Raw genomic sequence first — 15308 nt, 5'->3', positions numbered from 1 at the left:
TGCCGACTTAATTGCACTCTGTACACTTAAATAGTCTGCAATTCAGTAAAAGAAGGCTATCTGCCAATTTTAACTGTACAAAGTACATCTATAGCTAAAAATACAGGATTTCGCCTCCTCTTAGCTGTAGAAAATACACTTATCGGGTACGCGTTCCACATAAAAAGTGTGATTTGGACTCCCTATTGGAAAGGAAGATCATCATGAAGAAGGCCGCAGAGGGAAGAAATGCTCTTGAAGCACCTGACGAGGAGGGAACAGCCGGGAAGCATAAAGAAGCCATCGACGAGCAGCGGCTGCTGATCCGTAAAATGCATACGCTGGAGTCCCGCTATGATCCAGAGATTCGCATGCTGCGCTCGCCGTTCAGCAGCCCGGGGTATCATACCACGCTGCGGGAGGCGGAGTTCATTCATTCCACCCGGGATTCGCTGTCGTATGCACTCGGGCTGCTGGATACGGAGCTTCCCCAATATGAGCAGCGGGCTTTTGACGTTATAGATCAGGTAATTTCGCTTCAGGACACCGACCGCAGCCATACTACCTTTGGCATCTGGTCCTGGTTCTACGAAGAACCGCTTGCGCAAATGTCGCCTCCGGACTGGAATTGGGCCGATTTCTGCGGCAGCCGGCTGGTTCAGGCCATCACACGCCACGGCAAGCGGTTCCCGGAGGAGCTGCAGCAGCGGGTTATTCGCTCCATCAGCTATGCCTGCGAAGCCATTATCAAGCGGAATGTGGGGCCGGACTACACCAATATTGCCATTCTGGGAGCCTTTGTCACTAGGATTGCCGGTGAACAATTAGGGCGGGAAGATTATGCGGAATACGGTCTAGAGCGGTTACAAAAGCTGTACGATTACACGATGCAACGCGGAGCTTTTCAGGAATACAACAGCCCGGTCTACACGTATATTGCCATCCTGGAGCTGTCCAAGCTGCGTGCTGCGACCATAGACGATAGGGTTAGGGAGTTAAGCAACGAGCTGATTGATCTGACCTGGAGAACGGTTGCCGGGTATTATCATCCTGCCACAGCGCAGTGGTCCGGGCCGCATTCCCGTTGTTATCAGACGCTGCTTGGTGATCAGAGCAAATCTTTTTTACAGTTGGCGACTAAGGGGCGGGTGAAGTTTTTTGACTGGGAGGAGCTTCCGTATGAAGAAGAATGGTATCGAAGCAGCTTCGAATGTCCACCTGCCTATCTGGACACCTTCATAGTTCCGGGAACGAGGGAAATCAGACAGCTCTATGAAGGGAATGAGGCTGATGGGAGCGGCAAATGGGCGGTTACTTTTATGACGCCGCAGGTGAGTGTGGGATCTTTTACAACGAGCGATTTATGGAATCAGAGAAGGCCGCTGCTGGCGTACGTGGATAATAACGGCTTGCCGGCCTATATTCAGCTTCGCTGTCTGCATGACGGCTATGATTACTGCTCGGCCCGCTTCAAAGCGAAGCAGGATCAGGGACATTTGCTGTTCGGCATTGATTTTATCACGAATGGCGGAGATACCCACCCCAATCTGGACCCTACCGGGGGCGCCATCGAAGCTGAAGATTTACGGCTGCGGCTGGAAATTGGCGGCCATCTGGACGGCATTCATGCCGAGTCTTCGGGAGCGGGGGCGATTATCCGAATTGGAGAGGTCGAATGTATGCTCACGACATGGTTCGCCGCGTTTACAGGACATTCAGGGGCACAGCGCGACTGGACATGGGAGGTTCAAAAGACTGCGGATCTGCTCCTGGTGGAGCTGATTCTCTATTCCGGGCCGAGGAAAAGGCTTGATTTCACGGCATTGCAGCAAGCGGCGATGGTATTCTCGCTGGATATTCAGCAGGCGCCGGATGAAGCGGGGCCGCAAATAGAGCTGACAGATGACGGTAAGCTGCGGGTAAGCGGCAACATGGAGGAGATGGAGGCCTTTTCGCTCCGCTTGCGCCCTGGTCCGGGGGAGTAGAGACCTTTTTAGAAAACAAAAAGACTCTGCAGCAGCTTCACTTAGCTAATGGGGAGTCTCATTCATCAAAAAAAGCCTTTGGACTATAATCCAAGGGCTTTGTGTATTTTTTTCCAGACCTTATTCAACATCATAACAGCCCGTAAAGTATAAGTCTATATTTTGGGGAGGATTTTATGTACGATTGGCTTGCCGGCAAAAACTAAACGGAGGTAAGTTATGTCATCCATAGTCTCAATGTCAGATATTGAAAGCGGACTACGCAAGTTAGGGGTTAGAAAGGGGATGGCGGTTGAAGTTCATAGTTCACTGCACAGTTTTGGGTATGTTGATGGGGGAGCAGAGACACTAATAAACGCATTGATGCAAGTCGTTGGGAGTGACGGAGCGATTGTCATGCCTTCCTTCAAATTGTCTACCAGGATGCCCATTAACAATGTTGATAGAGAACTGGGGCTAACTTGTAAAATAAAAATTTTGCAGGGTGCCGAAGGACGAAGCGGAATGGGGATCATAGCGGACACATTTCGTACTATGCAGGGTGTACGTACAGGGCAGGGGGTCTTTCGAGTTTCCGCTTGGGGGAAGGATGCAGATAGACATTCACTTGGCTTCCAGCACCTGATAGATATCAATGGTTGGGCGTTACTTTTAGGCGTTGATATCTATAGCTTATCCACCATGCACTACGTAGAAAGCTATCTTCCTGAGAAGGCAACCAATATTTTCAAGCCATCCGAAAAAGCAAGAATGCAATACCCTGAAGATGAGTGGTTTATTGAGTCTGGAGAGCCACCCGTTACGGCCTGGTACACTATTCAAAACCAAGCATATGAAAAAGGAATGATCAAAGAGGGAATGATCGGAGACTGTAAATGTATGTTGTTCAAAGTACAGGACGTTATTGGATTATATCGTCAAGCCTTGCAGAGTGATCCGTTTGGATTGTATGGATTATCTCAAAAGACAGAACAATAGAAGGACAAAGGACAGGGAAATACCCTGTCCTGTCAACATGAATCAGGGAACCCCATTCGGCATCTTGAATCCCATCATCAAAATGAAAATATATGGATATAACAGTTTATCGAAAAAAATATAAAATATGTAATCCTACCTATTTTATCCTTCGTAACAAGTTATTTATGTGCTTATTGCCTTCTTTTCATGTAATGTATATGACATATGATTTTCTATAAGAGTAAGGGATTTCGGCATTTTTATCAATATTGCAATTATTATGTCATTAAATCAAACAATTAAACAACCAGGTTACCCGCAAGCATACCCTTAACAGTGAATTCGATGTAACTGGTATGACCTCTCTCCCACAGGTTGATATCCTGTATGAATATCAGAACAACGGAAGCTATCTGTATGATGCTGCGGTTGCCGCTGGAGCTAAGGGCATTGTAGTCGCAGGCAGCGGTGACGGCTCCATGTCCAAGATATCTAAAACAGGCGCCGTCAATGCGGCTGGCAAGGGCGTCGCGATTGTCCGCTCCACACGCACTGGCAGCGGCGAGGTGACTCATTCCAAGGATGACGATAAAGATGGATTCGTATCAGGCGATTCCTTGAATCCGCAGAAGGCCCGCATCCTGCTGATGCTGGCTCTGACGAAGACGAACAACCCTGTCCAAATTCAAAAATACTTCGACGAATATTGATTGACAGAATGACAGCCTACTTCCAACAGCAAAAGAACAATGCACCGGAACTTCAAGGTGCATTGTTCTTTTTTTTGCAGCAATAACGGTTCGCTGCCCCCCTCTGACCTCGGGGCCTGAATCTACTGCGGCAATGCAATAAAATCGTCCTTGAACCGCTCGTAATCGGCAATCCGGCACTCCAGCTTGAGGCGTGTGCCCTGCTCTTCATAGCTGACCGACTGCACATCGGCGTGCTCATTGAAATAGGAGACCACACTGCCGCGCTCGAACGGAACCAGGATTTCACACTGGATATAATCATTAAAGACATGCTTGCGGATTAGCCCAACCAGCTCGGCAACGCCGATTTTTTGTTTGGCTGAGAGGGTGACGGAGTTCTCCTCTACTACCGGGTACGGCTGCTGCGTCAGATCGGCTTTGTTATAGGCATAAAAGGTTGGAATTCCATCGGCGCCCAGCGCCTTCAGGGTTTCTTCCGTTACGGCCATGTGCTGCTTCACCTGCGGATCGGAAATATCGGCGACGTGAATCAGCAGATCGGCTTCCGTCACCTCTTCCAGCGTAGAGCGGAAGGCTTTGACCAGATGATGGGGGAGCTGGCTGACGAAGCCGACGGTGTCGGTTAACAGGAAGGTTTTATGATCCGGCAGCTCAATGCTGCGCACAGAGGTCTCCAGTGTGGCGAACAGCATATCCTTGGCGAACACTCCTTTATCCGAGCCGGGATGAAAGGTCTCCACCAGTGTATTCATTAAGCTGGACTTGCCGGTATTGGTGTAGCCGACGAGACAGACAACGGGCACCTCATTTTTGTGCCGCTGTCTGCGCTGGATCTGGCGTCTGGCTACCTGGTTCTGCAGCTCGAGCTGCAGCGCCGTGATGCGCTCCTCGATGCGGCGGCGGTCCAGCTCCAGCTTGGTCTCCCCGGCGCCACGGTTCTTCAGTCCCGCTCCGCCGCCTTGTCTGCCGAGAGACTCGCGCATCCCCGCCAAGCGGGGAAGCATGTATTGAAGCTGGGCGACCTCCACCTGAAGCTGCGCTTCCTTGGTTTTGGCCCGCTCGGCAAAAATATTCAGGATCAGAATCGTCCGGTCAATAACCTGGCGGTCTAAGGATGACTCCAGATTGCGGATCTGGGAAGGGGATAGCTCATCATTAAAAATAATGACTGTGGCGTTAGCCGTCTCCATCAGCATCGCCAGCTCATGGATTTTGCCTGTCCCGATATAATGCGACGGGTTAATCCGGCTCGATTTCTGGCTCAGCTCGCCTACAACCTGAAGGTCGCAGGCAGCGGCCAGGTTGCGCAGCTCCTCCATAGAATAAGCGAAATTATTGTCATTTTGCAGTTGAACGCCGACGATCACTGCTTTTTGTTGTACAGGTTCCATATATTTATTCAACCTCCGTTATTCAATTTGAACGTAAAAAAGCACAGGCCATCTGCCTGTGCTAACAGTATCAAAGAGGACAACAGAATAGGGCTACGGGGGGCACGCACGCTTATGCCACCTCCGCAGATGCACTTCCATAGCGGCCATGAAACAAAGAACCGTTCGCTGCAAAGACGGAATAGCAGGCTATTCCATCCGCGCTTCGCGGTGGGGCTGTGTCACTTGGGCTTGGAAATGCAGGTTCCGAAAGGCGAACGCCGACGGGGCCATCTGTCCGTCTGGCGCTTGGTTATAGCTATGGGTTGCCTTAAAAATGGATAGACCTATCCTGAGTCCTCTGCACAGGGCAGAGCTTTAGCGCTATAAAATTAGCTTAGCCGCGTAAAGTACGAATCCGGATAAAGTCTATCACACGCAACCCTCCGTTCTAAAAAAAGTTAAGCCCAGTTTAGCACATTCGCCACCGGCTGGCAACATGCTCCAATTAAGGAAGGCGATGATTGCCCAGCGGTTGCTGTCATGTCAGCAGCCACTGGGCAAGTTAGTCGTATCAACAGAATAGCCGCAGGCAATATCAGCCTACCCATTCACGCCGCAGAGTGAACAGATCCTTCAGTGCATCAGTGGACAGCTCCGTAATCCAGCCCTCGGAGCTGGAGATGACATCATCGCTGAGCTGCTGCTTGCTCTCCAGCATCTCGTCGATCTTTTCCTCCAGGGTGCCGAGCGAGATGAACTTATGCACCTGCACATCCCGGGTCTGGCCCATGCGGTAGGCGCGGTCCGTGGCCTGATTCTCGACGGCCGGATTCCACCAGCGGTCGAAATGGAAGACATGGTTGGCTGCGGTTAGATTCAGGCCGACTCCGCCGGCTTTCAGTGAAAGGATGAACACATTCGGCTGATCGGAAGCCGCCGGAGCTTCCCCCTCCGGCAGCGGAGGCGTCTGGAACTGCTCGATCATACGGTCGCGCGCGCTTTTGGGCGTGCTGCCGTTCAGGTACAGCACTGGCTCCTGCAGCTCCTGCGACAGCACCGTCTGCAGCATCCTGCCCATGCCGACATATTGGGTGAAGATCAGACAGCGCTCATTCTCCTCGCGCAGCTCCCGCACCATCGCCAGCAGCCGTTCAAGCTTCGCCGAACGCTCGATTAAGGCTGCGGTATCTATTTGACCCTTCGCATCCGGCTCTGGCAGAGCATCCTTCGTCAGCAGCACCGGATGATCGCAGAGCTGCTTGAGACTGGTCAGGGCAGCCAGAATAGCCCCCTTGCGCTCAATGCCCTCCAGCTTCTGCATCCGCTCCATAAGACTGTTCACGTTCTGGTCATACAGAGCCGCTTGCTCTGCCGTCAGATGAACATAGGTCTTGCTCTCATTCTTGTCTGGCAGGTCGAGCTGAATGGCCGGGTCCTTCTTTTTGCGGCGCAGCATGAACGGCTTGACCATCCGCTGAAGGTCGGCAGTCCGCTTCGCATCCCGCTCTTTCTCTATCGCATTTGCGAACCGGTCCTGAAAGGCTTTGGCACTCCCCAGGTATCCCGGTGTAATAAAATCATAAATGGACCATAGCTCCGACAGCCGGTTCTCAATCGGTGTTCCTGTCAGGGCGATCCGGTGTAGTGCCGGGAAGCTGCGCACCGCCGAGGACTGCTTGGTCCCGGCGTTTTTGATGTTCTGCGCTTCATCCAGGCAGATTGCGGCCCAGGTGAATTGCTTCAGCAGGTCCTGATCCAGCGCCGCCGTGGCATAGGAGGTCAGGACGACATCGGCCTGTGAAGCGGCGCCGTAGAAGTACCCGGCATCCAGCCGTTTGCTGCCATAATGCAGCATCACCTTCAGGGAAGGAGCGAACCGCTGCAGCTCCTTCTGCCAGTTGCCGAGCACGGAGGTCGGGCAGATGATCAGCGACGGCCATCCGGGCGGGTCGGTCTGACGCAGCGTTCCCGCAGCGGGATTGGCTTCAGCAGCCGCTTGCTGCTCCTTCAAGTGGAGCAGATAGGCGATGAGCTGCACGGTTTTGCCGAGGCCCATGTCATCGGCAAGCACCGCCCCGAGACCGAAGCGCCGTAGGAAGGCAAGCCAGGCAAAGCCCTCCTGCTGATAGCTTCTGAGCTCGGCATGCAGTCCCGCAGGCACGGCAGGCTGCGGCCACCGGTCACGCTGACCGAGCTGGCCGATCAGCGTAACCAGATGCGCGTTCAGCTCGACCTCAAGCCGCACGCGCGCAGCATGCTCTTCCGCCTGCTCGGCAGCGGCCTCTTCGGCGGCATCGTCCCCGCCGCTGCCGAGCAGATGCAGCTGCAGCACATCCTGGAAAGACAAGCCCTGCGACTTGTCCATGCCTTCCATGGCCCGCTGAATCTGGGCCAGGAGGGCGGGGTCCAGCGGAATCCACTGGCCCCGGAACTTCACGAGCCGCTCGCCGCGCGCGACCAGCTCGGCGAACTCCGCCTCGGAGAGGTCGGCGTCGCCGATGGAGATGCGCCAGTCGAAGTCGACCAGCGCATCCAGGCCGAACAACGACCGGCCCCGGGCGCCCTCGCCGGAGCTGATCTTGGCGCGCAGGCGCGGCTTCCGGCGGCTGGCGGCCTCCCACCACGCCGGCAGCAGCACCTGCCAGCCGGCCTCCAGGAGGCGCCGGCTGGTGTCCGTCAAGAACCGCCACGCGGCCTCGCCGCTAAGCGGTTCCCCAAGCACATCGCGCCCGCGGCCGATGTGCTCTTCGGGCAGGCTGTCCCGCAGCCGGGACAGCCATCCGCTGGCCCGCTCGTGGACGTGCTCCGTCCACGGGGCGGGCCAGCGGCCATGCGGCTCTCCGTCGTCCGAGAGCCGCAGCGGGACAAGCGCGGATTCGTCGCGCTTGTCCTGAAGCAGCAGCTGCAGCCGCCAGAAGGACGAGTCCTCGTCCGGCTCCTGCAGCTGCAGCGCGGGGCGGAACGGCGCGCTGTCCGCCTTCCAGCCGATGGACATCAGCCAGGTGTCCGCGTCCATCCCGGCTGCCGAAGCGCCGCCCCCGCTGAACAGCAGCGGGAACTCGCTGCGCAGGTCTCCGGCCTCGGCCTCCGTGCTGTAAAAGCGCTGGAAGACCGCCGCCGAGAAGGCAGCCTGCAGCCCTTCCGCGAGAGCGGGACGTTCCGCCAGTCCCCGCAGCGCTTCTGCAACGTCCGGGCTTCCGCCTGCCGCGCGCTGGAACGCCTGGTCGTCCCACTCCCACTGGAGCTTACCTTCGCGGTAAGCCGAGAAGCTTGGGGCATACTGCTTCTCTTCCAATAATCCGGCGAGAAGCGGGGCCAGCGAGGTCAGGATCGCAGCATTGCTCTTCCAGTTCCAGCCGACATGCCGGAGTACCCGGAGGTCTCCGAAGAAGGGAATCACCTGGTCGGCGGGTAGAATGACAAGCTCCACGCCATCGGCGTTCTCTGTGGTCAATTCCGTTCCATAGAAGGACTCCTCATGCCAGGCGAACAGCAATTGCTTGAGCTGCACGCCGGGGACATAATCATCCCGCTCATTAATGCCATAGATCAGGGCATCGCCATATTGGCTCAGGAGTAACTGAACGTTAATATTACGTGTATGCATACTCATGGGATCAGATTTCCTTTCCGCAGCTCCTCCTGCAGCGCGCGAAGCCGGCTGTGCCGGGCGGTGAAGGCCTCCAGAAACTCCTCCCACCGCTCCTCGCGTTTTAGTTTCTTGTACAGCTTCGCCAGGCGCTTAAGCAATTTCACGGCGGATTTGTAGCTGTGCCGGTTCTTCTCCAGCACGAAGCGTTCGGCGGCCTGATGGTAGAACGGCAGCAGCAGCTCCGGTGCATTCTTCTCCACCGGCTTCAGGTCGCTGACCCGGAAATCGGCCGGCTCTTTGCCTGAGGAGAGCTGGTAGTCCATCCATTCCTGCCATTTGCCGTAAGCCAGCAGCTTCTCGTCATAAATCTCCCGCGAGATCGGCAGCATGCCAGCCAGCGTGTCCCACATCCGGGGCTCAAGCTCAGGCAAGCGGCGGATAGCCTCTTCCCAGTACCCGGCATAGCCCTGCAGATTATACAAGCGGCTGTTCAGCAAGGGGCCAACCGCTTCGAGCCAGACTGCAAGCCGTTCCCAGTGTCCGGCTTCAGCGAGCGGAGCCAGGAAGCTCATCAGCTCGTCCGGCTGGAGGCCCGGCCGCTCAGCAGCGGCGGCAAGCCGTTCCCTGGCGGCATGGTCATCGTTCAGGTAGAAATAGATCCGGCTCTCCGCGAGCATCAGTGCCGGGCGGGTAACGGCGGCACCAAGTCTACTGCCGGTCTCCCGGAGCTGCTCCAGCTCTTCCAGATACAGCTCCGTACTGCTCAGGTGCGGGGCGATCCAGTTACTCCAGAGCAGGTTATAACAGAAAGAATAATAAGGCTGCTCCCGCATGCGATCGCGGGATTCTGTCAGCATCTCAAGCCGCACATGGGCCAGCGTATCCTTGAGGCGCGGCCACTCCTCCGGCGCTGAAGCCAGCGGCAGGCTGCGCTTCATAAGGCGTGTTATCGCCTCCTGAAGCTCTGAGACGGCAATAGCCGTGTAATATCCGAGCGAATAGCTCGCAGAGGAGAGGGCTCCTGTGTTATGCAGATTGCCAGGCTTGATTAGGCTGTCCAGGATAAACAGATGGCTATTTAGCTGAAACAGCAGCTCAGCGGCGGGGGAGAGCTGTGCTTTCGCTTGCGCAATGGCCGCGAGCGCCCGGTCAGCATATTGCGGATTGCGTACAGTCTGGGCTAGCGGAGCGGTGAGCAGTGCCATATATTCGCGCCACTGCTCTACGGTTGCCCCGGGAATGAGAGCGGCGAGCTTCTTCGCCTGTTCCTTGCGGCTGCCGGAGACACCTACAGCGGAGGAAGCCTCCAGGGCTGCTGCCTTGTTCCGGTTCGTGACCGCTTTGGCATTGGCGAGCATATTCACGGACCGCTCCTGCGACTCGGCAACATTCATCAGCACAGCCGCCATATGCTTGCAAGGCCCCTGCACAGGGCAATCACAATGACTTTCCGTCAGGCTGTCCAGCTCAAGGCTAACGGCATAATCCTCTCTGCCCTCGACAAGCGCCATAATTCTCCGGGACGAGATCATCCGCAGAGATTTCACACGATTTTGCTTATAATATTGAAAACCACGCTTGAGGGTCAAATCATCGAAATAATAAGCTACATCCGAAATGAGCTGTTCCCATTCAGCATCGCTGATCATCATTTTAGACTGCATTTTGGCTGGTCTCCTGTACACAATGTTCTTTTTTGAAGCATTTGAACCTGTTCCCTTCATTATATCATTTAACATGTTCCTGACTGTAAATCTTTAAAATCTTAAAGGGTATGATATGCCCCATATTGAAGTATAAATGAATCATGCTACTCTAGTATCCGTTCAGGCACTAAAAAGCGAGAGCACCATGGAAGGATGAAGCAACGCCAATGCTGCGATTCAAGTTGAAATATTTGCTTAACAATAAACAAAACCGGCTGATCCTGATGCTGACCGTCAGTGTATCGCTGCTGATTATATTGATTGGCCTGTTCTCCTACAGGGAGTACCGGGATGCGCTGGATACCGAGCTGAACACACCGAATATCGAGCTGCTGCAGATCAATCTGGATGTTATGAACCGGGCATTCCGGGAGTCGGACAATAAGGCGGTGGATTTGTCTTTTCACCCGGCTGTTCTGAAATATATCGACGGAGCATCTAGGGATAATGCGGGTATTGCCGCCGAGCCGCAGGACTATCTGAAAACGCTCGCTACCGAGCCGGACATTCATGCCATCAGCGTCATCAAATTCAAGGATCATTCCGTACTGTCGAGCGGCTACGGCTACAAGGCCTCCTGGGAGGAAGCGCCGGAGCATGCCTGGACCGCATGGATTGAAGAAATTAAGGACAAGCCGCTGCTGATCAAGCGCAGAGTCTACACCGGCACCGATCCCCAGCTCAGCGGGACAGAGCTGCTCTCGCTCGCACGCCCGATTGTCCGCGGTGGCGAGGTTACGGGAGCCGTGCTGATTGATCTCGATTACGATATGCTGTTCTCCAAAATGTACAGCCATTTATCAAGCTATCAATTTGTGTACAATCTGGAAGGCGAGCTGATCTATCCGAAGCTGAACCTGCCGTTTCCGCTTGCAGAAATGAATGAGATGCTGAAGGACATTGATGTAAGCCCTTTTGCGCATGTGAAGATTGAGGGCAAGGCGTATATGGCGAATCAGGCTTTTTCCAATGTTACGGGCTGGCGGCTGGTTTCGCTGGTTCCGATGGAGCAGTTACTCAAAAATGTGACAACCGCGCGCAATATGATGATCATGCTGTCACTGATTTCCATAGCAGTGGGCTGCTCGGCCATTTATTATTACAATTTCGCGGCCTTCCGGCCCTTGAAACGGATCAACAAGCTGCTGGCCCCGGATGAGGCGTCAGCCGTTCATGGCAACCTGTATGATCTGGAGCCGGTGATCGGGAAGCTGGTCGGCGATTTTCAGAGCAAGTCGCTGGTCGCGGAGTGGAGTCTGCCTGAACTGCGCTCCAAGTATGTGAACGATCTGATTAGCCGGAGTATGGGCACGCAGGAAATGCGGACCAAATGGGAGCATTACTTTACGGATTGGCAGGAAGGCCCCTTCGAGCTGCTGATTATATCCATCGACCGCCATTCCCAGTGGGCAGCAGCTTATGTGGAAGAGGACCAGATGCTGCTCAAATATGCGATGAACAATATTGTGCTGGAAGTTTTCGAGCCATCCTGGCGAGCTGTAACCACTGCCCCGCATAAGGATAGTCTCGCCGTGCTGCTGCAGGCCAAGGATAAGGACGAACGCGAGCTTCGGGAGGAAGCCGGCAAATTGGTGGGCATCCTGCAGGAAGTATTGAAATTATCCGTGTCCATCGGGATCGGCAGCGAGGCTTCCGGCATCACGCAGGTGGCCCGTTCCTATAATGAAGCCGTGCAGGCCTTGTCCTGCCGCTTGTATGAGGGCTATTGCCAGGTTCATGACTACGCGGAAGTGAAAAGCAAATATACGGAAGGCGGCGGAGCGGCGGATGATGCCTGGCGGCTGGAGGTGCTGCATGCGCTGAAGTCCTCGGATGGCGAGACCGGACTCCAGTGGGTGCGCAGAGGCTCAGCCGAGACCCGCAAAAAAGGCCTCCAGCCGCAAAAGGTTTTCCGCGCTATCAATGACTTGCTGGAGGAAATTATGAATGTTGCCGCAGCCGGAGGCTACCCGCTTCCTGCCGAGCTTGCGGATTATACGTGGCATCAGGTTACGACAATGGATTTTAACGAGATAGAAGAGATGCTGTGCAGCATTGTGGTTCATATGGCAAACGAGCTAGGTGCCCACAGGCAGTCCAAAGAATATCTGCTGGTGCAGAATCTGATCCGTTATATGGAGAGCCACTTGCAGGAGAATATCGGCCTTCAGGATATCGCTTCCCATGTCAATCTGGGGGTATCCTCGGTAAGCACCCTTTTCAAAGAAGAGACCGGAACCACCGTATACGACTACCTGACCAATCTGAGAATTGATAAAGCCTGTGAGCTTCTGCAGGACAGCAGCCTGAGAATTGCCGATATTGCCCTTCAAGTGGGCTATCAGAATGAGAACAGCTTCATCCGGGCCTTCCGCAAAATCAAATCGACGACACCGGGCAAGTTCCGGGAGAGCAGCAAATATTCCAGCGAGTATGCAGATCGGCCAAAACCGCGCCATTCCGGCGTTTCTGACGATTCAGAATAAGATTATATGATTGTATGCAGCCCCCCGAATGCGATAAAGTTCTACTTGAGAAATCTTTCACAGCTATGAAATCTCATGGCTGATGCTTAAGGAATCCGGGGGTGAAGCAGCGGGCGGACGGCGGAATTCAGTATTCGGCCTGGGCCCAGTCATCGTTATTTAAGAGAAGAGGGATGCTTTTGAAACGGAGAACAAAAATAGCAATCGGAGCGGCATCGCTGCTGGCTGTGGCGATCCTCATTCTGATTGGAGGCCGCATGACCGGCGATCGCAGCAGCAGGAATGAAAGCGCTGATTTCCCCAAAAAGCCGATCACATTGCTTGTGCCGTATGCGGCAGGCGGGGGAACTGATACAACCGCGAGAGCGCTCGCCAAAGCAACAGAGAAGGTGCTGGGACAGCCGATTATCGTCGTCAACCGGACAGGCGGCGGAGGTTCCGTCGGACTCATGGAGGGCGCGAATGCTAAGGGGGACGGGTATACAGTAATTTTTCTCCCGGCCGAGCTGACCATCCTCCCGCATCTGGGGTTGCTGCCGATTACCTATGAGAAGTTCAAACCCATCGCTCAAACGAATTTTGATCCTTCCGCCATTACCGTTAGGCAGGGAGCGCCGTGGCAAACCGTAAATGAATTTCTCGACTTTGCGAAAGCGCATCCAGGTGAAGTGAAAATGGGAAACGCAGGAACGGGAAGCATTTGGCACTTGGCTGCCGTAACACTCGAACGGGAAACAGGTGTGAAGTTCGCGCATATTCCCTTTGAAGGTGCAGGACCCGCCGTCTCCGCCTTGATGGACGGTTTTGTGGATGCGGTGCCAGTAAGTCCTGCCGAAGTGAAAAAGTATGTGGATGAAGGAAAGCTGCGGACACTGGCGGTTAATGCCGACAAGCGCTCTGAAGCGCTGCCGGGCGTTCCGACTCTGGAGGAGCAAACCGGAATACACGTGAATTTCACCAGTACATGGAGAGGACTTGCCGTACCTAAGGATACACCGGACGCGATTGCGGAAGTGCTCGCTGGAGCTTTTATCAAAGGGACTGAAGACAGGGCATTTCGGGAGTATATGAAAAACAACGGGCTTGGACTGTTGGTCACCGATGGTAAGACCTTTTCCAGACAATTGAAAGAAAGCGACGATCTATTCGCCAAAATGATCCCGGAGCTCGGATTGAGCCGCAAGTAACATGAAAGCGTAGTCAAGCAAATTTCCTCAGAGCAAACCGCTCACAGAACTGCCAATAGTGGTGAGGGGTTAGATTCGCGGGGCTGATTTGCTGCGCCCTTTTGAGGAGAAATAATCAATTTATGAAAAATTTTAAAAGATAAAATGAAGAAGGGTATGATCAATCACATGAAAATCAAACAGACATTAGACAAGATTCCCGGCGGCATGATGCTGGTGCCTTTGTTCCTTGGAGCCATTATTCACACGGCTTTCCCGGATGCAGGCGAATATTTCGGCGGCTTCACCAAAGGCCTGATGACAGGCACTGTACCGATTCTGGCGGTCTGGTTCTTCTGTATGGGCGCAGCCATTGACGTTAGAGCAACCGGAACAGTACTGCGCAAATCCGGCACACTGGTATTGACCAAAATCGCCGTCGCCTGGGTCGTGGCTATGATTGCGATTCAATTCCTTCCAGAGGGCGGTGTAAAAGGTGGATTTTTCGCCGGATTGTCCGTGCTGGCAATCATCTCAGCAATGGATATGACGAACGGCGGCTTGTACGCTTCTATTATGCAGCAATACGGCACCAAAGAAGAGTCCGGCGCATTCGTATTGATGTCGCTGGAGTCCGGCCCGCTAGTAACCATGCTGATCCTCGGCAGCACCGGGGCAGCCGTGTTCGAACCGCATCTGTTTGTCGGCGCTGTGCTTCCATTCCTGATCGGCTTCCTGCTGGGTAACCTGGACCATGAGCTTCGCACCTATTTCGGCAAAGCGACTCAGACGCTGATTCCATTCTTCGGTTTTGCACTGGGAAGCTCGATTGACCTTGGTGTAATCGTCGATACAGGCCTGCTTGGCATACTTCTCGGAATCGTTGTAATCGTTGTTACAGGCGTGCCGCTGATTCTGGCCGACAAGTACATTGGCCGTGGCGACGGGACTGCCGGGCTTGCCGCTTCCAGTACTGCCGGAGCCGCTGTAGCCAACCCGATGCTGGTAGCCAACATGAAGCCGGAATTCCTTCCTGCTGCACAGTCTGCAACCGCACTGGTAGCTGCATCTGTAATTGTGACCTCTATTCTCGTGCCGATCATTACGGCCTACTATTCCGATTACATGAAGAAGAAAAACCCGCCGGTGGAGGACGGCTCTGCGGAGCTTGCGGATCAGAAGGCTGCGATATAATATATTCGCATAACAACTATACAAGTTAACTTTAGGTCTGCATATTTGGGCCTGGTCGTAACTGCGGGGAATGTTTGGACTTCCGGACGCTACCGCTCCGTAAGTATCCAAACTTCCCCTCCGTCACTTCTGCCCTATTTATGTTTTCTTTAGT

The 15308-nt window shown here is 54.2% G+C and carries 8 protein-coding genes and 1 pseudogene; 6 read left to right on the top strand and 3 right to left on the bottom strand.

Translation table 11 applies throughout. The annotated features are described in order from the left end of the window. The first annotated feature begins 203 nt into the window (after window positions 1–203). From ACX1DY_RS22460 to ACX1DY_RS22450, 3 genes and pseudogenes are all read left to right on the top strand, one after another. Window positions 204–1964 (top strand): hypothetical protein, encoded by a 1761-nt coding sequence (locus ACX1DY_RS22460; RefSeq protein WP_458966422.1) that lies wholly within the window; start codon window positions 204–206, stop codon window positions 1962–1964. 219 nt (window positions 1965–2183) lie between these two features. Beyond that, window positions 2184–2942, top strand: coding sequence for an AAC(3) family N-acetyltransferase (locus ACX1DY_RS22455; protein WP_458966421.1), 759 nt, complete (start codon window positions 2184–2186; stop codon window positions 2940–2942). A 287-nt stretch (window positions 2943–3229) separates the two neighbouring features. Next, window positions 3230–3634 (top strand): annotated as a pseudogene (locus ACX1DY_RS22450) (L-asparaginase family protein); the annotation flags it as partial. A gap of 122 nt (window positions 3635–3756) precedes the next feature. Here ACX1DY_RS22450 and hflX read toward each other — a convergent pair. From hflX to ACX1DY_RS22435, 3 genes are all read right to left on the bottom strand, one after another. Continuing rightward, window positions 3757–5028: a GTPase HflX gene (hflX, locus tag ACX1DY_RS22445; RefSeq protein ID WP_458966420.1), complete on the bottom strand. Its 1272-nt coding sequence runs from the start codon at window positions 5026–5028 to the stop codon at window positions 3757–3759. 577 nt (window positions 5029–5605) lie between these two features. Then, window positions 5606–8623 (bottom strand): DEAD/DEAH box helicase, encoded by a 3018-nt coding sequence (locus ACX1DY_RS22440; protein WP_458966419.1) that lies wholly within the window; start codon window positions 8621–8623, stop codon window positions 5606–5608. Further along, window positions 8620–10266 carry an SWIM zinc finger family protein gene (locus tag ACX1DY_RS22435; protein ID WP_458966418.1) on the bottom strand — a complete coding sequence of 549 codons (1647 nt, stop codon included), beginning with the start codon at window positions 10264–10266 and terminating at the stop codon, window positions 8620–8622. The genes ACX1DY_RS22440 and ACX1DY_RS22435 overlap by 4 nt, the downstream gene beginning before the upstream one ends. A gap of 209 nt (window positions 10267–10475) precedes the next feature. Between ACX1DY_RS22435 and ACX1DY_RS22430 the strand changes: the two genes are divergently transcribed. The 3 genes from ACX1DY_RS22430 (at window position 10476) to kdgT (ending at window position 15154) form a co-directional block, all read left to right on the top strand. After that, window positions 10476–12794: a helix-turn-helix domain-containing protein gene (locus ACX1DY_RS22430; protein WP_458966417.1), complete on the top strand. Its 2319-nt coding sequence runs from the start codon at window positions 10476–10478 to the stop codon at window positions 12792–12794. 173 nt (window positions 12795–12967) lie between these two features. Beyond that, window positions 12968–13981 (top strand): Bug family tripartite tricarboxylate transporter substrate binding protein, encoded by a 1014-nt coding sequence (locus tag ACX1DY_RS22425; protein WP_458966416.1) that lies wholly within the window; start codon window positions 12968–12970, stop codon window positions 13979–13981. Between the two features lie 168 nt (window positions 13982–14149). Next, window positions 14150–15154, top strand: coding sequence for a 2-keto-3-deoxygluconate transporter (kdgT, locus tag ACX1DY_RS22420; protein WP_458966415.1), 1005 nt, complete (start codon window positions 14150–14152; stop codon window positions 15152–15154). Window positions 15155–15308: the final 154 nt, after the last annotated feature.

The organism is Paenibacillus sp. BAC0078, from assembly GCF_054483875.1.
The sequence above is the reverse complement of the archived record's forward strand: the minus strand, read 5'-3'. Positions and strand labels throughout refer to the sequence as shown.

What these genes read in the sequence shown, in the direction of transcription:
- ACX1DY_RS22460 (WP_458966422.1), top strand. Translation starts at nt 204, where the DNA reads ATGAAGAAGGCCGCAGAGGGAAGAAATGCTCTTGAAGCACCTGACGAG.
- ACX1DY_RS22455 (WP_458966421.1), top strand. Translation starts at nt 2,184, where the DNA reads ATGTCATCCATAGTCTCAATGTCAGATATTGAAAGCGGACTACGCAAG.
- hflX (WP_458966420.1), bottom strand. Translation starts at nt 5,028, where the DNA reads ATGGAACCTGTACAACAAAAAGCAGTGATCGTCGGCGTTCAACTGCAA.
- ACX1DY_RS22440 (WP_458966419.1), bottom strand. Translation starts at nt 8,623, where the DNA reads ATGAGTATGCATACACGTAATATTAACGTTCAGTTACTCCTGAGCCAA.
- ACX1DY_RS22435 (WP_458966418.1), bottom strand. Translation starts at nt 10,266, where the DNA reads ATGCAGTCTAAAATGATGATCAGCGATGCTGAATGGGAACAGCTCATT.
- ACX1DY_RS22430 (WP_458966417.1), top strand. Translation starts at nt 10,476, where the DNA reads ATGCTGCGATTCAAGTTGAAATATTTGCTTAACAATAAACAAAACCGG.
- ACX1DY_RS22425 (WP_458966416.1), top strand. Translation starts at nt 12,968, where the DNA reads ATGCTTTTGAAACGGAGAACAAAAATAGCAATCGGAGCGGCATCGCTG.
- kdgT (WP_458966415.1), top strand. Translation starts at nt 14,150, where the DNA reads ATGAAAATCAAACAGACATTAGACAAGATTCCCGGCGGCATGATGCTG.